A 21687-nucleotide genomic window follows, 5' to 3' on the forward strand; every position below is an offset into this window, starting at 1 on the left:
GTACCCTTGATACCCGAGTGCGCGCCGCGGGGTGCGCCGGAGCGAGGAGGGTACGTGGATCTGCAGGCCGTCGACCTCCCCAGGTTGCGCCGCGACGCACAGCTTGAGCGCGAGGTGATCATCGAGCACCGCGCCCGCGACGGTGAGGACCCCTGGGACTTCCTGCCCTCGATGCCGACGGTCGACGAGCTCGTCGTCGCCGTCCTCCGGGACGACGCGCTGCACGCCCGGGGTCTGGCCGCCCAGCACGCGATGGCGCGGCTCGCCGGGTACTCGTCGCTCGACGACGCCCAGGACCACCGCGACAACGCGGACCACTTGGAGTACGAGGTACTCCGTGAGATCGCCCGCGTGCACCCCGAGTTGACCCGAGCGGTATGGCGGATGTCCGGCAAGGTAGCCCGGCCGCCGTGGGAGGGCGACGACGCCGAGTAGATCGACGCCGCCGCCCAGGTCACAGCGCCGCGGCGAGCCCCATGGTGAGGACGGAGACCGTCATGCTCACCACCTCGACGACCACGACCCGCTCACGCCGTCGAGCCGCCTCGACCGCCAGCCGCGTGGACAGGGCGACGAACCCCGCCATGCCGCCCGCCAGGAGCACGGCGGGGAGGGCACTGGTTCCGAACTGATGGCCTGCCGGGTGTATACCCGATCCGGCATATATACTCCCGGCGGCATGACCCGCCATGGTGCATACGAGCGCCGCCATGATGACGAGACCGCCTGAGGTGTGCACGGTCATCGCCGCACGGTGGCGCGTGACGGCGAGCGCCACAGCGTCGTCGACCGGAGCCGGCAGCCCGGCGATGGACCGAAGCCGGACCGCCGAGGCGACGGCGAGGACGATCAGGACGACGGCCCAGAGCAACGGATGCAGCATCCCGACACCGGTCGCCAGGTCGAGCATCGCCGCGAGCATGACGATCGCGGCCACGAGGTCGAGGGGTCCGCGTCGGCCTCCGACGGTGCAACAGGCACCGACGGCCGCCGGGACGAGCGCCCCGAGATGGAGGACCTCGCTCATCGCCGCGACCTAGTGCCCGTGGCCACAGTGCTCTTCGGCGCCCTGGTCGTGACCGCCGTGTCCCACGTGCGCGGCGCCGGTGTCGTGCGAACAGTGCCCGACCGCTTCGTTCGGCGGGACGTTCAGGGTCGGGTTCTTGCCGAAGAAGCCGTAGGGCTTGAGCGTGAACCGGGCGTAGTCCACCGGCATGACCGGCCAGTCCTCCGGACGGGGGAAGTGCGTCGGTCCGAAGGTGTGCCAGAGCACGATGTCCTCGCCGTCGATCGACTCGTCGCCCTCGATGAAGCGCGTGATCCCGTCGCCACCCGGGTTCTGGTGGACGAAGTCGCCCGCCGCGTATCGTTCAGCCGGGTCGTACTTCGTCACGAAGAGGTGCTTCGTCGCGAACTCCGCCCGCTTGGCGATCGACGACGACGCGTCGGCCATGAGCGTCGGCGACTCCTGCGGGTACAGCACGTACCCCGTCGGGCGTCCCATCCGGTTCGTCTTCTCCGTGTTGACGATGTGCCAGGCTCGAGCGGCCGAACCGTCCGCCACGCGCCCGGACCCCGCTTCCGTGCTGAGCCGCGTGACCCGCTTCGTGAAGGCGTTGCCGTGCTCGTTCCCCGGCCCGATCGGCACCCGGACCGCGTCCACCTCCTCGACCGCGTTCGACAGACCGTCGACCATCATGTCCAGACGGGCCGAGAAGAGGTGCTGGTGGTAGGGCCCACCGAGCCCGGGCGCGACCTCCGAGGCGTACGGGTAGTCGGCGCCCTCCGCGTCGAGCCCGGGGTACGCGGAGGTGAAGAGGATGCCCGTCAGCTTCGACTCGCACTCGATGGTGCCGTCGAGGTACAGGTACCAGTAGAACCCGTAGTCGTAGTTGCCGACGGTCGTGAAGAAGGAGATGACCAGCCGACGCGACCGCCGGACCTCGTTCGAGCCGGTGTACAGGTCGGAGTGCTTCCAGAGGGTGCCGAAGTCCTCCTCGTGCATGCAGATCCCGTTCTCGATCGTGAACGGGTTGCCGAGCTCATCGGCGAGGACCGCGTCGAAGTACTTGATCTCGCCCACGCAGTCGCACCCGAGCGCCAAGGAGTTCGTGAACCGGCCGAACAGGTACTCGCCGGTGTCGAAGTAGTTCTGCCAGAAGCGCACGGGGGAGGGGTCGCCGTAGGGGACCAGCATCTCGTTGATCGACGCCCGGTAGATGATCGGTCGTTCCTCGCCGGCGTCGTCGAACGACAGCTGACGGAGGACGAGGCCCTCGCGGACGTCGAACCCGACCTGGAACCGCCAATTGCCCCACTCGACGAACTCGCCGTCGACCTGGAAGCTCGGACCCTCCGGCTGGGTGATGACGATCGGCTTGAGCGAGGAGAGCGGAGCACCCTGGACCGCCGGGTCGTCGAAGTTCCCCGGCTCCGCCGGAATGGCCAGCGCAGTCGCGTCGATCAGCCGGGTGATCCGCCGCGCCGCGGTGTCGACATAGGCGCTCAGTCCGTCGACGGGGTGGGCCCACGGGTGGTCGGCCGGGTAGTCCTGACGGAAGGCGAGGACCCGGACGATCCGGCGCCCGACCTCCTCGGGATAGTCGTAGAAGCCGGCCGACAGCGGGACGACCTTCACCTCGTCGACCGTGCAGCCACGGGCGGCGAGGGCGGCGACCCACCCCTCGTCCTCCGCCACGATCTCCGCGATGGCGTCGAACTCCTCGATGAGGATCGGCAGTTGGCCGCGGGAGCCGTCCAGCACGACCGTGCTGAGCAGGGACCCGCTGTCGATGGACACCACGTTGTCCGTCGATCGACCCGTGGCCATGTCGAGCAACATCACGCGGGCGAGGCGTTCCGGCAGTGGACCGTCGCCGGCCTGCCAGGCGAGCACCGCCCGCTTGTGGGGCTCCTCGAGGCCGACGTAGGCGAACCGGGTCGTCTCGGTGAAGTCGTCGAAGCCGGTGACGATGTCGCGGATGCGGTCGAACTCGGGTGCGGACAGGCTGGCGAGCGGGTGCTGGACGGGGGCGTCGTCGTCGGCGCTGCGCAGGTTTGTGGGGTCGGTGATGGTCATCGTGAGGCTCCTGGTTCGGTGATGCGGCTGGTCTCGGAAGGTGAGGGGAAGGGTCGGATGGTCAACCGCCGATGGCGTCCATGACGTCGGCGTAGGCGGCCGGGCGACGACGACGCAGGTACGCGGCCTGCACGAGGCCGACGACGGGGCAGACCGCGATGAGGGCGAGGAGGACGGCGCTCACGGTTCCGAACACGGGGTTGCCGCCCGCATCCACGTCTCCCACCAGCATCGGGAAGTAGACGACGATCACGACGGCCGAACCGACGAGTCCGATGAACCCGAGGCCGGGTGCGACGACCGTGTTCCACACCCGCCGATCCTGCTTCGTGCGAGCGAAGTACACGATCACCGCGAGGCTCGTGACCGCCATCAGGATCGCGATCGCGAGGGTCGCGACGCCGGCGAACCACGTGAACACCTGCAGGACGGGGTCGAGACCGAGCACGGCGAAGACGACGATCAGGATCGCCGCGGTGGCGCTCTGGACGAGCGACGAGGTGTGCGGCGAGAGGTGCTTGGGGTGGACGCCGCCAAGCCGGCCCGGCAGGACGCCGGCGTTCGACATCGTGTGCTGGTACCGGGTGATGACGTTGTGGAAGGAGAGGACGCAGGCGAACATGCTCGTGATGAGGAGGACGTTGATGACGAGCTCTCCGACCGGGCCGAGGTAGAGCAGGGTGGTGCGGAGGATCATCGCACCCGGGTCCTCACCGGCCACGGCGAGGACGTCGTCCGGCCCCCAGGCCATGACGAGCGCCCAGGAGGCGAGGGTGTAGAACAGGCCGATCCCGATCACCGCGATGTAGGTCGCCCGCGGGATCGTGCGGGACGGGTCCTTCGCCTCGTCGCGGAAGATCGCGGTCGCCTCGAACCCGATGAACGCCGCGATCGCGAACATCAGTCCGACACCGGGCGACCCGGAGAACACCTGCTCGGGCACGAACGGCTCGGCCGACAGCCCGTCGGCACCGCCGGTCACGATGACCGCGCCGGCGAGGACGAGGACGATCCCGACCTCCGCCACGAGCAGGACGCCGAGGACCTTCGAGCTGAGGTCGATGTGGCGGTAGCCGAGCAGACCGACCACGGCGATCGACGCGAGCGAGTAGACGTACCAGGGGATCTCCGGAGCGCCGAGACCGGCGAAGGTCACGCTCAACAGGTAGCCGATGTAGCCGTACACCGACACCTGGATGGTCGTGTAGGTCAGGAGGGCGAGGAACGCCGACGCGAGACCGGCCGGTTTGCCGAGCCCGTATCCGACGAAGGTGAAGAAGGCACCCGGCTTGGGCACATGCCGGGTCATGGCCGAGAGTCCGACGGCGAACAGCAGGAGGATCACCGCGGACACGACGTACATGCTCGGGAAGCCGACCCCGTTGCCGAGCAGGATGCCGAGCGGTGCGGCTCCACCGACGACCGTCAACGGCGACGCCGCGGCGACGACCATGAAGACGATGGCGGTGACGCCGAGCGATCCCTTCAGGGACCGGGTGGGCTGTCCGGCATCGGTGGCCGGACCTTTCGTGACGGTCATGGACACTCCTCGAGCAATGCGGCGGTATCGGGACGAGGCCAGCATCCCGGTCTCCTGTTGCCGCCTCGTCTCGTCGCCGTAACACCTGCTCGGCGCCGAATGAGACCGGTCGACACCGCTGTCTCATTTGGCGGTCATGAAGCCGAAACACGCCCGCCACGCCGGTGCAACGGGAGGCGCCTAGCCTGAACGACGAGGAGGAGGTGAGGGACGTGACGGCTCTGGAACGCGCGATCAGCAATCCTCCGAGCGTCCGTGGTCTCGAGTCCCGGTCACCGGTCGACGGCCTCCAGCGGCGCAGTGTCGGGTTCATCGACGTGTTCGCCCAGTCCGTCTCGGCGGTGGCGCCGTCCGCCGCTGCGACGACGATCCCGTTGATCGTCACCGTGACCGCGGGCGGGGCGACCATGTGGTCGCTCGCCATCGCGATGCTGCTGTCGTTGCTCGTCGCCACCACCGTGAACGTGTTCGCGAAGCGCATCGCCGCGACCGGCTCGCTGTACACCTTCGTCTCCAAGGGGCTCGGAACGGGTGCGGCCTTCGTCACGGGCGTCGCGCTGCTCATCGGGTACGGCTTCATCGCCATGTTCGCCCTGGCCGGAGCCGGGTACTACCTGTCGATCCTGCTGCACCGGTTCTGGCCCGGCATGCCGAGTTCGACGGGTGTCGTGTCCGCACTGCTCGTCTGCATGGCCATGGTCTGCCTCGTCGTGCTCGTCCGCGGGATCCACCTGTCCACCCGGGTGACCCTGATCGTGGAGAGCGCCTCGGTCGCGATCATCCTGATCCTCGTGGGCGTGCTCCTGTCGCAGCTGGGACCGACGCCCGACTGGGCGGTGCTCGGGCTGGACGCCTCCCCGGAACACCTCGCGGTCGGATCGGTCCTCGCCGTGACCGCCTTCGTCGGATTCGAGAGCTCCTCGACGCTGGGCGTCGAAGCCCGCCGGCCCTTCGCGAGCATCCCACGGTCCCTGGTCTGGACCGTCGTCGGCGCGGGTCTCCTCTTCCTCGTCACCTCGTACAGTCAGCTGGCGGGCTTCGCGGCGTTGGGGGAGGACATCACCGCGACGCGGACGCCCATCAACGACCTGGCGCTGGCCTCCGGGGTCGAATGGATGGGACTGCTGCTCGACCTGTCCGTCGCGGCCTCGTTCCTCGCCTGTGCGATCGCCTCCATCACGGCGTTCTCGCGGGTCGTCTTTTCGATGGGTCGAGAAGGGGTCCTCCCGTCGCGCCTCGGGACCACGCACGGCCGGTTCCGAACGCCCCATGTGGCGATCATCACGGCTCTGGCGATCGTCACGCCCGTCTCGGTGCTCGCGCTCCTGCTGACCGGAGGAGCCTGGGCGGCCATGCAGGTCCTCATCGTCGTGGCCGCGGCCGGGTACATCACCGCCTACGTCCTCGTCTGCATCGCAGCCCCCGTCTTCCTCTGGCGGATCGGAGAACTGACGCTCTGGCCGCTCCTGCGCGCGGTGGTGGCCGGGGTGCTGCTGTCCGTCGCGCTCGTCGTCTACCTGGTCGTCGAGAGCACCGGCGAACGGGGCGTCGGCGTCTGGGTGTTCCTCGTCACGATGGCGCTCGGTATCACGATCTGGGCGATCCGGCATCGACGCCGACCGTGGCTGAGTTCGACCGTGGGGGTCTACGACGAGACGGTGAGCGCCGACGTGCTCGGCGGACCGTCCGCGGAGCACCGGTGAGCGGCGCGGGCGAGCTCCGCGCCCGACAGCCGAAGGCCGTGCACAGCGCGCTCACCGTGCTCGAAGAGGTCGCGCGATGCGGTGCCGGTGTGACGGCGCAGGAGGTCTCAGCCGGACTCGACATGCCGAGGGCGACCACCTACCGACTCCTCAACCTCCTCGTCCAGGACGAATACCTCGTCCGCATGCCCGACCTGCGCGGATTCGCACTCGGGCGGAAGGTCGTCGAGCTCGCCCATCTCGTCGCTCCGGCCCCACCCCCGCTCGCTGCGCGCGAGGTGATCGGACGATTGCGGTCGAGCGTACGAGGAGGCGTCCACCTCGTACGGTACGAGGGCGATCGGATCAGGATCGCGGATGCGGATCCCGACTTCCCGTTGAGTGACGAGCAGCGGATCGTCAGGCGCCTCGACACCTCCGCGATCGGGCGCCTCCTTCTGCACGAGCTCGCTCATGGCGGATACGACTGGTCAGGACTCGTCCAGCGGCCGTTCCGGGACGCCGAGCCGTTGATCCGCGACGTCGAACGACTCGGGTATGCACGACAGGTGGGTGAGGTGACGCCCGGTCACGGTTGCCTCGTGGTCCCGATCCGGGACGACCGCGGCGGTCTCGTCGCGGGGCTGTCGCTCTCGGCACCCAGTGAGCGGATCGAGCGCCCCGCCGCACTCCTGGACCTCTTGCTCGACGGCTCGCACCAGCTGCAGCCGCTCCTCGTCTGACCACCGGATGTCCGTGTGACATCAGCCTCGAGAAGGCGCATAATCAGAATATGCAGCTAGCTGATCGTTTCCGCGCATGACGGAGTCCACGCCTTCCGCGAAGCCTGAGCGCTCGCCGTCGGACCGTCGCAAATGGTTCGGTCTCGTCGTCATCAGCATCGCCGTCGCCCTCATCATCGTCGACTCGACGATCGTGAACGTGGCGATCCCGTCGATCGTCGACGACCTCGGGATCTCCTCGACCCAGGTGCAGTGGGTCCAGGAGTCCTACACGCTCGTCTTCGCCGCACTGCTCATCGTGTTCGGCACGCTCGCCGACCGGTTCGGCCGTCGTCGCATGCTGCTCGTCGGCATCGTGGTCTTCGCCGGAGCCTCCGTCTTCGCCGCCATCGCGCCGACGGGCGACCTCCTGATCCTGTCCCGGGTCATCCAGGGCGTCGGCGGCGCGATGATCCTGCCGACGACCCTCTCCATCATCAACGCGACCTTCCGAGGCCGCGACCGTGCGATCGCCTTCGCGGTCTGGGGCTCCACGATCGGGGGCATGGTGGCGGTCGGTCCGCTCCTCGGCGGCTGGCTCACCACCGACTTCTCCTGGCGCTGGGCGTTCGGGATCAACGTGCCGCTCGGTGTCCTCATCATCGTCGGACTGCTCCTGTTCGTATCGGAGTCGCGGGAACCCGCGACCGACCGCATCGACGCCGTCGGCGCCGTCCTGTCGATCCTGACGAGCGCGTCCCTCGTCTACGGACTCATCGAGGGCCGGAGTCTCGGGTGGTGGCTCACGGACACCCCGCTCGTCATCGGGGACTGGACCTGGCCGTTCACCCTCTCCCCGGTACCTGTGGCCCTCATGGTCACGGTCGTCGCAGGTGTCGCGTTCGTCCTCTGGGGACGCCACCGGATGCGCCAGGGGCGCAGCACGATCATCGCGTTCTCCCTGTTCTCACTGCCGTCGTTCCGGAACGGCAACATCGCCGCCCTCATCGTCTCGCTGGGGGAGTTCGGCATCATCCTCTCGCTGCCGATCTGGCTCCAGTTCGTCCTCGGCTACAGCGCACTGCAGACCGGTCTGATCCTCCTGGCCCTCGCGATCGGTTCCTTCGTCGCGAGCGGGTTCGCCGGCGCGTTCGGCAACCGGGTCGCGCCCGTCCTGATCGTCCGCGTCGGCATCGTCGCGGAGATCATCGGTGTCGCGGGTATCGGGCTGGTCGTCGGGCCGGCGACCGAATGGTTCGCGATCGTGCCGTTCCTGTTCGTCTACGGCTTCGGCGTCGGTCTCGCCACCGCACAGCTGACGGGCGTCGTCCTGAAGGATGTACCCGTCGAGCAGAGCGGCCAGGGCTCCGGGACGCAGAGCACGGCGAGGCAGATCGGCTCGGCACTCGGTATCGCCGTCCTCGGGACCATCCTCTTCGTGAGCACGGCGTCGGTCCTCGACGGACGACTCGAGGACGCCGGTGTACCGAGCGCGCAGCGCGACGCCCTCGTGACGAGTGTCGTCGACAGCTCGGGCGCCGCCATCGCCGGGCTCGACGCGAACCCGGCGACCGCGACGGTCGCCGAGGACGCCAGGATCGCCCTGTCGGACGGCACCCGCTCCGCGGCGTTCGCGGCCGCAGGATTCCTGGCCGTCGGCTTCCTCGCCACCCTGTCGCTCGGCGCCGGGCGCCGGGAGGACCGAGAGGACGAAGCCGGAGCACGAGTGGACGGGACGGACTCCTCCGAGACGTCCGACCCGGCCCCGCGGGCGTAGGACGCGAGGCCGCCTCACACCTCCGCCGACGTCGCATCGGCGTCGTACAGCGCACAAGCATCCAGGTTCGACTGGGAGGCCCCCGTACAATCGTCACCGGACGGCTCCGCCCGAGCGGACCGTCCCCACCGCCCATGACACGCCACCGCCACCGCCCACGCCTCCTCAGCGCCCTCGCAGCAGCCGCGCTGTCGTTCGCCGTGGTGTCCGCCGGCGGATGGTCCACGGGTTCCAGCGCGATCGCCTCGCCCGAGCTGAGCGCGAACACGGCATCGACTCCCGACGGCCTCGTGTCCGTCGAGGTGAGTCCGAGCGACGGGGGAGCGGTCGAACCCTCGTCCCTCACCTCGTTCGGCATCACGCTCACGAACGGCACCGACGCCGATCTCCCCGCCGGCTCCGTGTCCGTGGCGATCACCACGGCGCGGATCACCGGCACGGCGGCGCTCGACGCCTGGCTCGACACGACCGGTGCGGACGCGGCCGCGACCCCCGCCGGCACCACCGTGGTGCGGACGATCGACATCCCCGAGCTCATCGCCGGGCAGCAGTACGTCGTCAGCGGGCTCGACTTCACTCCTCCGGCGCTGGGGTTCGACGACACCGACGCGTGGGGCTCCTACGGCGTCTCAGCCGGCTACGTCGCGGGCGACACGGCGGCCGGAGGTCGGACGGCGCTCGTCTGGCGGGCGCAAGGACAGCCCACGTCAGCCACCGTCGCGCTCGTCGCCCCGCTCACCGTGCCGCTCAGTTACGGCGGACTCCTCGATGCGGACGAACTCACCGAGCTCACGGCCGACGACGGCGCGCTCACGACGCAGCTCGACGCACTCTTCGGCGAGCAGATCGCGCTCGGGATCGACCCACGGATCATCGCGTCCATCCGGGCGCTCGGCACGCGCGCACCGGAGAGCGCCGTCGCCTGGCTCGCCCGCCTCGAGGCCGCTCCGAACGAGACCTTCGCGCTCCAGTACGGCGACGCCGAACCCGCCGTGCAGGCCGAAGCCGGCCTCGACCGACTGCTGACCCCGAGCTCGTTCTCCTTCGCCCTGAACGTCGCCGACTTCCCCGTCGTGCAGCCGACCGAGACGCCCACCCCGACCGCGTCGCCGACCACCGGGCCCGACGACGTCCAGCCGACTCCGCAGGCCGGCTCCTCACCGGCCACGTCCTCCGAACCATCGGCGGCAGCCACTCCGTCGGAGGAACCGGCACCCACGCCGAGCCCCTCCGAGACGCCCGGCCAGGCGGTGCCGACCGTTCCGACGATGGACGAGCTCCTCAGGTGGAGTTACTCGCTCCCCAGCATCGTGTGGGCGGGAGGCGCGGTGACCGATGCGGATCTCGCCGTCTTCGCCGCATCGGGCGGAACGGTCACGTTGCTCGACTCCGCGAACACGACCGACACCGGACAGTCCGTGCGCGCCTCGACGGCGGTCGGCACGGCGCAGACGCTGCTGGCCGACCACGGCCTCGCCGAGTCGCTGGGCGACGCCGCCGCCGCCACGACAGACGCCGCGTTCGAGAGCGCCATCGCCGACGTGAACGCGCGGGCGGCCGCCATCGGCACCGAGGGTTCGTCCGGCGGAACGGTCGTCGCCGTGCTGCCTCGGGGAGTGGACGCGACCCTGCCCGCCCTCGCCGACACCGTGAACGCGCTCCGCTCCCTGCCGGCCACGACGCAGACCTCCCTGGCGGCGACGCTCGCCGAGCCCCCTGCCGCGGCGACGCTCGGGGCGATGGCACCCGACAGCGAACGCGTGTCCGACGTGCAGGTCCTCCTCGACGAGGAACAGGACGTCACCGCCTTCTCCTCGGTGCTCGACGAACCCGAGCTGCTGACCGGACGGGAGCGCGCCACCCTGCTCTCCAGCCTCGCGGCCGGCTGGCTGCGTACGGAGGGCGACTGGGGATCGGCGGTGACCGCGCAGCAGGAACGGACGGACACGGTCCTCGCGTCGGTGCGCGTCACCGACAGCAGTCGCATCAACATGGTCGGCGGCGAGGTCTCCCTGCCGTTCGCCGTGCGCAATGACCTGCCCTATCCCGTCACCGTGGTCATGGAGGCCTCGCCGAGCAACGGTCGACTGAGCATCTCCGGTTCCGTGACGCAGGAGATCGCCGCGGACTCGCGCGCCACCGTGCTCGTCCCCGTGCAGTCGCAGATCGGCAACGGCGACGTCACCCTCCGTCTGCAACTCTTCAGCACCAGCGGGCAGGCGATCGGCGAACAGTCCTTCGTGGGCGTGAACGTCCGCGCCGACTGGGAGGGCATCGGTGCCGTCGTCCTCGCCCTGCTCGTCGCCCTACTGTTCGTCAGCGGTGTGGTCCGCATGGTGGTGAGCCGACGAGCCAAGCGACGCGACTCGGGTGCCACGTCCGCCGCCCCCACAGATGCTCCGGACAGCGGTCAGCCCCCCGGCGGTGAGCCCCCGGTAGAGTCGTCACCCGGACGACAGGAGACGAATGGCTGACGGCATCGGCAGGGCGAGCGCGCTCCTCGCCTCGGGAACCCTCGTTTCCCGACTGCTCGGCTTCGTCAAGGCGATCCTCGTGGCTCAGGCCATCGGCGTCCTGGTCATCGGCGACACCTTCGCGATCGCCAACCAGCTCCCGAACACGATCTACGTCATCATCGGTGGCGGCGTGCTCAGCGCCGTGCTCGTGCCACAGATCGTCCGTGCGGGGATCCATGCCGACGGTGGCAACGCGTACATCAACAAGCTCGTCACCATCACCCTCGTCTTCATCGGCGGGGCCACCGCGCTCATCACCCTGCTCGCACCCGTGTTCGTGTTCATCGTCGCCGCGACGCTGTCGCCTGATCAATTCGCGCTCGCGACGGCATTCGCCTACTGGTGTCTCCCGCAGATCCTGTTCTACGCGCTCTACACCGTCCTCGGGGAGGTCCTGAACGCACGCAAGATGTTCGGACCGTTCACCTGGGCACCGGTGCTCAACAACGTCATCGCGATCGCCGGGCTGATCGCCTTCATCACGCTGTACGGCAGCGGCGACCTCGCGGTCAGCGAGTGGACCGACGGTCGAACGGTGCTCCTCGCAGGCTCCGCCACCCTCGGCGTCGTCGTCCAGGCCGCCTTCCTCATGCTGTTCTGGCGTCGGGCCGGACTGCGTTTCCGACCGGACTTCCAGTGGCGAGGCGTCGGCCTCCGCGCCACCGGGCGGATCGCCAGCTGGACCTTCGGCATGCTGCTCCTGACGACCGGTGCCGGGATCGTCGAGACCCAGATCGTCGCCTCCGTGAGCGATCAGGGGCCCTCGGTCGCGATCCTCAACTACGCCTGGCTGATCTTCATGCTCCCGCACTCGATCATCACCGTCTCGATCGCGACGGCCTATTTCACGCGGATGAGCGAGCACGCGCAGGGCACACGCGATCGCGGACGGGACATCCAGCGGCTGCAGGCCGACATCTCCGGCGCCATCCGCGTCGTGAGCGTCCTCATCGTGCTCGCAGCGGCCGTCATCATGGTGGTCGCCGTGCCGTTCGGCAGTGTCTTCGCCGAGACGTTCGAACAGGCGCAGGCGATGGGCGGCATCATCATCGCGTTCGTGATCGGACTCGTGCCCTTCTGCATCCTCTTCGTCCTCCAGCGCGCCTTCTACGCCCTCGGGGACACGAAGACGCCCTTCTTCTTCACCCTGTTCCAGACCCTCCTGTTCGTCCTTCTGGCGCTGATCGTGCTCCTGGTCCTCCCACCGCATCTGGTGGGTGCCGGCGTCGCGCTCGCCATCACGATCGCGTGCATTGCACAGACCGTTGTCGCCGCACTGCTGCTCCGGCGCCGGCTGGGGGGTCTCGACGGCCGACGTATCGTCCTGAGCCTGGTCCGGTTCATCGCCGCCGCCGTGCCTGCGGCTGTGGTCGGCGTCGTCGTGCTGCTGCTGCTCGGCGGTGTCAGCGAGGAGGGGTTCCCGACCGCCACGATCCCCGGCGCCATCGTCACCATGGGCGTCATCGGGGCGGCGATGGCCGCCGTGTACCTCGCGGTGCTCGCCCTCCTCCGCACGCCGGAGCTCAAGGCGGCCTTGGCGCCCGTCCTCGCCCGGTTCGGGCGCTGACACCCACGGGTCGACGCCACCTCACGCACACCGGCTGAGAGCTGCCCGAGGCGCCGGGGGGAGCGGAATAGCGGCCGGTTAGGATGTGTTACACCACTCGGAACCCCGGAACCCACCTGGTCCGGGAGCCCACGAACCACTGAGGAGCATCGTGCGTCAGGTCATCATCATCGGATCAGGACCCGCCGGCTACACGGCGGCGATCTACGCTGCCCGCGCCTCGCTGCAGCCGCTGCTCGTGGCGTCATCGGTCGAGGCCGGCGGCGAGCTCATGAACACCACCGAGATCGAGAACTTCCCCGGCTTCCCCGAGGGCATCCAGGGCCCCGAGCTCATGATGAAGCTCCAGGAGCAGGCGGAGCGGTTCGGCACCGAGGTCCTCTACGACGACGTCACCGAGCTGAAGCTCGACGGCGACGTCAAGACGGTCACCCTCGGCAACGGACAGGTGCACGAGGCACACACCGTGATCTTCGCCACCGGCTCCGCCTACCGCAAGCTCGGCCTCCACGACGAAGAGCGACTCTCCGGCCACGGTGTGTCCTGGTGCGCCACCTGCGACGGCTTCTTCTTCAAGGAGAAGACGATCGCGGTCATCGGCGGCGGCGACAGCGCCATGGAGGAGGCCACCTTCCTCACGCGGTTCGCGTCGAAGGTGTACGTCATCCACCGCAAGGACACCCTGCGCGCGTCGAAGATCATGCAGGACCGTGCGTTCGCGAACGAGAAGATCGAGTTCATCTGGAACAGCGAAGTCGCCGGCATCACCGGCGCCGACGCGGTCGACGGCGTGACGCTGCGCTCGACCACCGACGGCACCGAGACACACCTGCCGCTCGGTGGCCTCTTCATCGCGATCGGCAACGACCCGCGCACGCACCTCATCCACGGCCAGCTGGAGCTCGCCCCCGAGGGCACGATCGCCGTCAAGGGCCGCTCGTCGAAGACCAACCTCCCCGGCGTCTTCGCCGCGGGCGACGTCATCGACCCCACGTACCGACAGGCCATCACCGCGGCCGGCAGCGGCACCATCGCCGCCCTCGACGCGGAGCACTACCTCGCAGACCTCGAGCAGGCTGCCGGGGAAGCGTCGGCCATCGGCGAAGCACAGACGGCCGGTCGTCCGCAGCCGGCCGACCCCGTGCTCACCACCACCGTTTGATCGACGGCCAGGCTGTCGGCCTGGCCACCATGAAGGAGAACACTCATGTCAGATGCAGTCACCGAGGCCACGTTCGACGAACTGGTCATCAACAGCGACAAGCCCGTCCTCGTCGACTTCTGGGCCGCCTGGTGCGGTCCGTGTCGCGCGGTCGGCCCGATCCTCGACACGATCGGCTCCGAGAACAGCGACAAGATCACCGTTCTCAAGCTGAACGTCGACGAGAACCCGAACCTGGCCATGAAGTACCAGATCACCTCCATCCCCGCGATGAAGGTCTTCAAGGGTGGCGAGGTCGTGCAGACCGTCATCGGCGCCAAGCCGAAGGCCGCACTCGAGAAGGATCTCGCGGCTTTCCTCGCCTGATCAGGTTTTTCTGAACCACGGAACCGCCCGGCTCATCTGAGCCGGGCGGTTTTTCGCTGTCGAGGAGTTTCACGTGAAACACCCCGAATTGTCGCTTTGATCAGGGGTTATCAATCACAGTGCAACCGCGCCGCGCTTCGAAGAGCTCCGTAGCCGAGATGGGGTGGCTGTCCGCCAATCCACGGATTCCACCGCTTTGGTCCCTGAGCTTGGCGAAGCGCATACGGGACCCCGTGGCCGAACGGCCCATGTTTCACGTGAAACAGCGTCAGGAGGACTGGCCGAATCCCGACTCGCCAAGCTCGCTCAGAATGCGGTTGAGGTCGGCGATGGTCGCGAACTCCACGACCATCTGTCCCTTCTTCGCACCGAGCGTCACCTTCACGCGGGTGTTCAGGCGGTCGCCGAGGCGGTCTGCGATCTCATCGAGTTGTCCGCGTCGCGACCCGGCCACCGGACGCGGCTTCTTGGCCTGAACGCCCTGAGCCGCAGCAGCCTCGGCCGCGCGAACCGACAGGTCCTCGTTCACGATCTTGTCGGCCAAGCGCTGCTGTGCCTCAGGATCGGTCAGCGACAGGATGGCGCGAGCATGTCCGGCGCTCAGCACACCGGCCGCGACGCGCTGCTGCACGGCCGCCGGCAGCTTGAGCAGGCGGATGGTGTTGCTGATCTGAGGGCGGGAACGACCGATGCGGTTTGCAAGCTCGTCCTGGGTGATTCCGAAGTCGGCCAGGAGCTGCTGGTATGCAGAAGCCTCCTCGAGCGGATTCAGCTCCGAGCGGTGCAGGTTCTCGAGCAGCGCATCGCGCAACATGTCTTCGTCGGCGGTGTCCTTGATGATCGCGGGGATGCGGTCGAGACCCACCTCCTTGGAGGCGCGTAGACGGCGCTCACCCATGATGAGTTCGTATCGTTCGTCGTCGCCAGGGATCGGTCGGACCACGATCGGCTGCAGCACGCCCACCTCACGGATGCTCGTGACGAGTTCGGCGAGGTGGTCCTCATCGAAGACCGTGCGCGGCTGGTTGGCGTTCGGCACGATCAGTTCGGGGGAGAGGTACGCCAGCCGGGCACCGGGGACGGCCACGAGCTGCGGCCCATCTGTCGTGGGCGCAGCGGCGTCCGGTGCAGTGGGCGCGTCGGCTGCCGCCGCCTCTGCTGCGGCGGCGTCCGCGGCGGCAGTAGCCGCGTCCTTCGCCGCCTTGCGGGCAGTGCCCTGGTTGTCGGGGAAGAAGACGTCGACGGGACGGTTCGCCTGCGAGTCTGAACTCGTCGTCGGAATGAGTGCACCGATCCCGCGACCGAGTCCAGTTCGTTTCGTTGCCATCAGTGACTGACTCCCTCAGGGTGGTTCGTATCGGGTGTATCGGAGGAGCCTGCGGCCCATCGGTTGGCGATCTCCGCCGCTGCTTCGAGATAGGACACCGCGCCGAGTGACGTGGGGTCGTAGCTGATGACGCTCTGCCCGAAGCTGGGGGCTTCGGAGATGCGCACCGCTCGTGGGATGACCGACTCGAGGACCTGCCCGGTGAAGTGGTCTCGGACGTCCTGGGCCACCTGCTGCGCGAGGTTGGTGCGCCCGTCGTACATCGTTAGGAGAATGGTGCTGACGGCGAGCCCTGGGTTCAGGTGCCGCTGGATCAGCTGGATGCTACTGAGGAGCTGACTCAAGCCCTCGAGCGCGTAGTACTCGCACTGGATCGGGATGAGTACCTCTTTGGCCGCGACGAAGGCATTGATCGTCAGGAGGCCGAGGGACGGCGGGCAGTCGATCAGGACGTAGTGGAACGGCTCTTCGGCGTCCTGGATGAACTGTTCGAGCGCCGTGCGGAGTCGGTGCTCACGCGCGACCTGTGACACGAGTTCGATCTCCGCGCCGGCGAGATGGATCGTCGAGGGAGCGCAGAACAGCGTGGGGAACTCGGGGCTCTGCTGGACGACATCGGCCAGGGGGAAGTCGTCGATCAGGACGTCGTAGACACTCGGGACGTCCGAGTGATGCTCGACACCGAGTGCGGTTGACGCGTTCCCCTGGGGATCCAGGTCGATCACGAGGACACGAGCGCCCGAACGAGCGAGGGCGGCGCCGATGTTGACGGTGGTCGTCGTCTTGCCGACTCCACCCTTCTGGTTGGAGACCGTGAAGACCCGAGTGTGGTCGGGCGTCGGCAAGGTTGCGTGAGCCAAGGCTTTACGCCTCTCAGTCAGATGGTGGAGCTCGCGAGCCAACGGCGTGGACGCGTCGAAGGCGCTACCAACGGAGTCGCGCTCGGGAGCCGCGGAATGCGTTGGTTCGGGTTGTTTCACGTGAAACCTTCTTGCTCGAAACGTGTCCTTCAACCGTACCAGCGTGGGCTGACGCCAGGGGAGTGATCTCCGACAGTGATCGGGGGAGTGCGTACGCGTGGCGACCCCAGAGCGCCGTTTTGCGACACCCACATATCGTTGAACGACCCGAATGGTGCCCAGAACGGACGCCTCACCCTCCTTCGTACACAGGGTTATCCACAGGGCGCCGAGATGCACGATGCCGCGTAACCACGTGCGCCTCGGGCGTGCACGTCGAAGCTGGTCGGATCAACACGAGACGAGCCCGGCGGACGTGAGTTGACAACCATGGGGGAAGTTCCTATGTAGTCAGGCAGAGATCCGCGTCTTTCCGCGGAAGTTCGCACCCGATAGCCCCACTCCGGGTCCAGTACGTCCAGGCTCTTCCCCCGGTGCGGGTTGACCACAGTGCGGTGGTACGCCGGTTGGGGCCCGCTTCTTCACGGAGGATCGCCAGTTCCTCCGCCTACGTGGGAGAACTGTCCACAGAGTTATCCACAGGCGCCGTCTCCAAGCGCTCATATGGTGGAGCACTGCACGACTGGCACGAGTCCGCGCCAGCGTTTCATGTGAAACCAGGACTCCGTGGACGCCGAGCCGTCCCGCGGCCCACATCGATAGGCGCCTCTTCAGCCTCTCGCCACAGCCCACTGTCCGCCTCATTGGTGTGATCCGACGATGGGGGAGTGGTAGCGACCAAGCATCACAAATCGGTCCGATCCCGCACTCGATCCGTCGCACCCGCCCGCTGTTTCACGTGAAACACTCTGGAGAGGACCAACGCAACGGATGGGTGTGATCTCGAGCGCAAGCCAGCTTGCTACCGCGCACTGTGCTCGTCGAACTCAACTCGTCTGCACCACCGCGCAACAGGCACGCAGGAGCAGACCGCCACCCATGTTCCACGTGAAACATCGAACACCGCGGCGGTCCCAGCACGACGGCCTCCCTGGGCGCGCATGCACTGAGTGAACTGGATCACACGACTCCAGGCCGACAGGAACCACTCCTGAGAACGAAGGACTCCAGCGAGTGGCATCGCTCCCACGTTCCACGTGAAACGTCGCGCAATCTCACCCTTCCGGTGGCAAGCGCCCTCTGCCGAGGCCACCTGGGCGCAGAATCATGCATCGTCGATCGGGAATACGCCTGCTCCTTCCAAGCTCACAGGAGTCACGAGTACGACATCCGCGGTGCCGGCGCACTTCGACACATCGTTACGCAGAATGGGCGCCGTGCACGGTACCTCGCCGCCGGGGAGAGCGCGGAGTAGCAGCACGGGATGCTCCAATGTGAACGCACCGCACCGCGCCAGAACCTCGTAGAACGGGACGACTTCGACGCACGCGATAGCGGCAGGCAGACCATCCTCTCCTTCTCCGGCCGGCAAAACTGACCCAGCACCTCCGCCAACACCGACCCGCCGGCGGACATGAGCCTGCCGACGCTCGGGCGCCAGTCGGCCCACAGGAACCTGAGGAACTGGCGGAATGTGCATCTCGCAGCAGGTCTCCAACGACAGGTCCGCCACGTGATGCACCACCGCGAGTCAGTTGAACGTGTGGGACGGGGACGGGGCGACGCACCTACCCTGAAACCAAGTACCGACTCGGACCTACCCGGACTTCGAAGGAAGGCCACAGATCCCTGACAAGCCCGACCGGATCACCAACCTGAGAGCTCCACCGTTGCCACCCACACTCGTCAGCCATCTCCGAAGTGACAGCTAGCTGGCCGGCCACCGCGTCGAGCATCGACGTCTGGGTGTGCCGATCACCGGAGCACGGAGCATCGCCGCCCGTCAATGGCGGGGCCGGCTCCGCGTCACGAGACTCGCGCTACAGGCCGATCGAAGAACATATATGAAATATCAGCAGCAACACTGCTGACAAAGGCCAGAAAACACTCGAATCCAGCCCACTAAGCGGGCCTGATCCGCGTAGGAATGGACCGGAGAATCGTTCCTGACGAACTCAGGACCCCTGAAATAGCCTCGCTCTCCAGCGGGGTTCGTCAGGAGCCATTCTCCCGAGAGCTCGCAAACCGCCGAACATCGTCTGTGAGGCCCCTCGCGGAGGCCCCAAGAGCTCTCGCCCGACTTCAGCCGCGGACGGTTCCCACGATGACTCGGGTCGGCTCCGCGAGAACGCCCTCGCCAAGCGTTCGAACCTCGACGCCGGAGACCCGGTACTTGCGAAGCTCCTTGGTCGACGCGTCGACCTCCGCCTGAGCGCCGGCGCCCTTCATGAGGACCAGCTCTCCGCCGTCCCGAAGCAGGGGAGCGGTGAGGGGGAGCAACTTGCGGAGGGCACTGACCGCGCGCGCGGTCACCTGGTCGAGGGGCTCATCGAGGCGAACCTCCTCAGCGCGCGCTCGCACGACGGTGACGTTCTCGAGCCCGAGGACTCCGACCTGATCGTTGAGCCAAGCGACTCGACGTTCCATCGGCTCGATGAGCACGAACTCGACGTCCGGCCGGGCGATCGCGAGGACCAGTCCAGGCAGTCCCGCGCCAGTGCCGACGTCCCCGACTCGTCCAGCACGAAGGAGCGGGGCAACGATCACGCTGTTGAGGATGTGGCGCGTCCAGAGACGCGGAAGCTCCAGTGGCCCGATCAGTCCGAGTGGCTCACCGAACTCCGCCAGATTCGCGGCGAAGGCACGACCGACATCGATCCGGTCGCCGAACAACTCAGCTGCTTCCGCCGGTTCAGGTTCGAGTCCTGCAGGCACGTCAGTCATCGCAGTTTCACGTGAAACGATCAGGCCGCGTCAGCCGCGGGTGATGACGGTGTGACGGTCGCGGCCTTCGCCGTGCGACTCGGACACGAAGCCCCGAGCCGACACGATGTCGTGGACGAGCTTGCGCTCGTAGCTCGACATCGGGGGGAGTGCCGCCTCGGTGGAACCGGCCTCGATGCGCTCGACCGCTCGCTCCACAAGCGCGCCGAGCTCCTGCTGACGTGCTTCGCGGGATCCGCCGATGTCGAGGATGAGCCGGGAGAAGCCACCGGTACGGTTCTGAACAGCCAGGCGGGTCAGCTCCTGCAGTGCGTTCACCGTGTCGGGACGCGACAGGAGACGCAGGTTGCTCTCGGTGGGGGAGTCGATCGACACGTACGCACGACCATTGCGGGCATCGATGTCGATGTCGCCATCGATGTCGCAGATGTCGAGGAACTCCTCGATGTAGTCCGCTGCGACGTCGCCCTCTTCTTCGAGCTGCGTGATGGTGGGTGCTTCGTCCTGGGCCGGGGCCAGTTCCTGGTCAGTCACCGATACTCCTACTTGTCTCGTCCGTCGGTCTGCTGCTTCTTCGCACGCGCCTTGCCCATGGGCTGCTGGCGCTGCGTCGGGGTCTTCTTCTCGGGTACCGGCGCCTCGGAGATCGAGATGACGTCGCCGTTCGGCGTCATGAGCTTGCCCTTCCGCGCGAGACGCTCCTCACGAGCCTTCGCAGCGTCGGAACCAGGCGTCGGCATGTTCCGGATGACGAGGAACTGCTGCACCATCGTCCACGCGTTGGACGTCAGCCAGTAGAACATGACGCCGAGCGGGAAGGCGAAGCCGGAGAAGAGGAACACGAAGGGCAGGATGTAGAGGAGGATCCGCTGCTGCTTGAACTGCGGGCTGGCCTTCGTCTCGGCCGACATGTTCTTCGACACGATCTGCAGCTGCGTGATGAACTGCGACGCGCACATGAGGATGACCATGACGGCGGCGATGATGACGACCGCCCAATTGACCGGGTTGCCGGCGAGTGCCGCCTGCATGCTCGTGTGCAGCGGAGCGATCCCGAAGAGGTTCGCGTCGCCGAACTGCACGGCGAGGGTCTCGTTCAGGGGACCGACGCCGGCCTTGCTCTTCTGGGCGTCGTTGAGCACGGAGAACAGGGCGAAGAAGATCGGCATCTGGACGAGCAGCGGCAGACATCCGCTGACGGGGGAGGTGCCGTGCTTCTTGTACAGCTCCATCGTCTCGCGGGACATCGCCTCACGGCTGGCCTGGTCGCGCTTGCCCTTGTACTTCTCCTGCACCTTCTTCATCTGCGGCGCGATCTCGAGCATCTTGCGCTGGCTCTTGATCTGCTTGATGAACAGGGGGATCAGGGCGGCACGGACGACGAGGACGAGCCCGACGATCGAGAGGACCCAGGTGATACCGGCCGCGGGGTCGAGTCCGATGGCCGTCCACAGCAGGTGCCAGCCCACGAGGAGCAGCTCGACCGCCCATTTGAGCGGCCAGAGAATTGTGCCGATGATGTCCATAGGTGCGGGTCAGCCCTTTCCGTGGCTCGGTTGCACGACAAATCCGTGAGAAGTGACGCTGTACCGGAAGTTCTTCTTGGGTGGCACCTCGTCGAAGCGAGGTGCTGCCCAGGGGTGGCATCTCGCGATGCGGGCCGCTGCCATCGCCGAACCGACGACGACACCGTGTTGCTGCACCGCTCCCAGAGCGTACGCGGAACAGCTGGGGTAATACCGGCAGACGTCGCCGTACAGCGGAGAGATCGCGGCGCGATACCCGCGAAGCGCCAGCACCGCAACATTGCGGGGCGCGAGGCAGGTGGCAGCGAGGACGCCGTTCATCGGTGCGCGTCCGAACTCTCGACGATGACGCCGCGTTTGGCGAAGGCGCGATCGACCTCGGCATGGAGCGAGGCGAACGGCGCCGTCGCTGCAGACGGCAGCGCCCGGATGACCACGTCAGTGCCGTGGGCAGCCTGAACGACGCTGTCGTGGCAGATGGCCTTCAAACGACGTCTGACGAGATTGCGGGTCACTGCGTTACCGACCGTTTTCGCAACGATGAACCCGAAGCGCGGCTGTCCGCCCTTCGGGTTCATGCGTACGTACGTGACCGTGTGCTCGCCGACGAACCGGGACCCGCGACGAACCACCCCTCGGTAGTCGTCGCCGGACGTGATCCGGCTCGCACGCTCGAGCAC

Annotated in this window: 18 protein-coding genes; 8 read left to right on the plus strand and 10 right to left on the minus strand. The window is 67.6% G+C overall.

What is annotated here, in order from left to right:
* Positions 1–54: 54 nt before the first annotated feature.
* Positions 55–435 (plus strand): hypothetical protein, encoded by a 381-nt coding sequence (locus EAO79_RS03610; protein WP_064294055.1) that lies wholly within the window; start codon positions 55–57, stop codon positions 433–435.
* 19 nt (positions 436–454) lie between these two features.
* Here EAO79_RS03610 and EAO79_RS03615 read toward each other — a convergent pair whose 3' ends face one another.
* The 3 genes from EAO79_RS03615 to EAO79_RS03625 all read right to left on the minus strand — a co-directional run bounded on the left by EAO79_RS03615 (position 455) and on the right by EAO79_RS03625 (position 4619).
* Positions 455–1027 carry a hypothetical protein gene (locus EAO79_RS03615; RefSeq protein ID WP_124767822.1) on the minus strand — a complete coding sequence of 191 codons (573 nt, stop codon included), beginning with the start codon at positions 1025–1027 and terminating at the stop codon, positions 455–457.
* A 9-nt stretch (positions 1028–1036) separates the two neighbouring features.
* Positions 1037–3079 carry a primary-amine oxidase gene (locus EAO79_RS03620; protein ID WP_124767823.1) on the minus strand — a complete coding sequence of 681 codons (2043 nt, stop codon included), beginning with the start codon at positions 3077–3079 and terminating at the stop codon, positions 1037–1039.
* A gap of 61 nt (positions 3080–3140) precedes the next feature.
* The gene (locus EAO79_RS03625) at positions 3141–4619 is read right to left on the minus strand and encodes an APC family permease (RefSeq protein WP_124767824.1); all 1479 of its coding nucleotides are present in this window, start codon (positions 4617–4619) and stop codon (positions 3141–3143) included.
* A 212-nt stretch (positions 4620–4831) separates the two neighbouring features.
* Here EAO79_RS03625 and EAO79_RS03630 point away from each other — a divergent pair, with 212 nt between their 5' ends.
* The 7 genes from EAO79_RS03630 (at position 4832) to trxA (ending at position 14411) form a co-directional block, all read left to right on the plus strand.
* The gene (locus tag EAO79_RS03630; RefSeq protein ID WP_124767825.1) at positions 4832–6322 is read left to right on the plus strand and encodes an APC family permease; all 1491 of its coding nucleotides are present in this window, start codon (positions 4832–4834) and stop codon (positions 6320–6322) included.
* Positions 6319–7044, plus strand: coding sequence for an IclR family transcriptional regulator (locus EAO79_RS03635; RefSeq protein WP_124767826.1), 726 nt, complete (start codon positions 6319–6321; stop codon positions 7042–7044). The genes EAO79_RS03630 and EAO79_RS03635 overlap by 4 nt, the downstream gene beginning before the upstream one ends.
* 76 nt (positions 7045–7120) lie before the next feature.
* Complete coding sequence (locus tag EAO79_RS03640; protein WP_124767827.1) at positions 7121–8800, plus strand: DHA2 family efflux MFS transporter permease subunit; 1680 nt, start codon at positions 7121–7123, stop codon at positions 8798–8800.
* Between the two features lie 134 nt (positions 8801–8934).
* Positions 8935–11274 (plus strand): DUF6049 family protein, encoded by a 2340-nt coding sequence (locus EAO79_RS03645; RefSeq protein ID WP_124767828.1) that lies wholly within the window; start codon positions 8935–8937, stop codon positions 11272–11274.
* Positions 11267–12883: a murein biosynthesis integral membrane protein MurJ gene (murJ, locus tag EAO79_RS03650; RefSeq protein WP_124767829.1), complete on the plus strand. Its 1617-nt coding sequence runs from the start codon at positions 11267–11269 to the stop codon at positions 12881–12883. The genes EAO79_RS03645 and murJ overlap by 8 nt, the downstream gene beginning before the upstream one ends.
* Before the next feature lie 151 nt (positions 12884–13034).
* A complete protein-coding gene (gene trxB / locus EAO79_RS03655; protein ID WP_086472471.1) occupies positions 13035–14045 on the plus strand; it encodes a thioredoxin-disulfide reductase in 1011 nt (336 codons plus the stop codon).
* 45 nt (positions 14046–14090) lie between these two features.
* Entirely contained in the window at positions 14091–14411 is a 321-nt protein-coding gene (gene trxA, locus EAO79_RS03660) for a thioredoxin (RefSeq protein WP_064294045.1), read from the plus strand.
* A gap of 268 nt (positions 14412–14679) precedes the next feature.
* Here trxA and EAO79_RS03665 read toward each other — a convergent pair whose 3' ends face one another.
* The 7 genes from EAO79_RS03665 to rnpA form a co-directional block, all read right to left on the minus strand.
* Positions 14680–15738 carry a ParB/RepB/Spo0J family partition protein gene (locus EAO79_RS03665; protein ID WP_124767830.1) on the minus strand — a complete coding sequence of 353 codons (1059 nt, stop codon included), beginning with the start codon at positions 15736–15738 and terminating at the stop codon, positions 14680–14682.
* On the minus strand, positions 15738–16640 hold the full coding sequence (locus tag EAO79_RS03670; RefSeq protein ID WP_274500041.1) for a ParA family protein: 903 nt from the start codon (positions 16638–16640) through the stop codon (positions 15738–15740). The genes EAO79_RS03665 and EAO79_RS03670 overlap by 1 nt, the downstream gene beginning before the upstream one ends.
* A gap of 2199 nt (positions 16641–18839) precedes the next feature.
* Positions 18840–19481 carry a 16S rRNA (guanine(527)-N(7))-methyltransferase RsmG gene (rsmG, locus tag EAO79_RS03675; RefSeq protein WP_124767831.1) on the minus strand — a complete coding sequence of 214 codons (642 nt, stop codon included), beginning with the start codon at positions 19479–19481 and terminating at the stop codon, positions 18840–18842.
* A 30-nt stretch (positions 19482–19511) separates the two neighbouring features.
* Positions 19512–20015 (minus strand): R3H domain-containing nucleic acid-binding protein, encoded by a 504-nt coding sequence (locus tag EAO79_RS03680; RefSeq protein WP_064294041.1) that lies wholly within the window; start codon positions 20013–20015, stop codon positions 19512–19514.
* Positions 20016–20023: 8 nt separating this feature from the next.
* Entirely contained in the window at positions 20024–21007 is a 984-nt protein-coding gene (gene yidC, locus EAO79_RS03685; protein ID WP_124767832.1) for a membrane protein insertase YidC, read from the minus strand.
* Between the two features lie 9 nt (positions 21008–21016).
* Positions 21017–21328, minus strand: coding sequence for a membrane protein insertion efficiency factor YidD (gene yidD, locus EAO79_RS03690; RefSeq protein ID WP_124767833.1), 312 nt, complete (start codon positions 21326–21328; stop codon positions 21017–21019).
* Positions 21325–21687 carry a ribonuclease P protein component gene (gene rnpA, locus EAO79_RS03695; RefSeq protein ID WP_124767834.1) on the minus strand — a complete coding sequence of 121 codons (363 nt, stop codon included), beginning with the start codon at positions 21685–21687 and terminating at the stop codon, positions 21325–21327. Before rnpA ends, yidD begins: the two co-directional genes overlap by 4 nt.

Source organism: Plantibacter sp. PA-3-X8 (assembly GCF_003856975.1).
GTDB classification, from domain to species: Bacteria; Actinomycetota; Actinomycetes; order Actinomycetales; family Microbacteriaceae; genus Plantibacter; species Plantibacter auratus.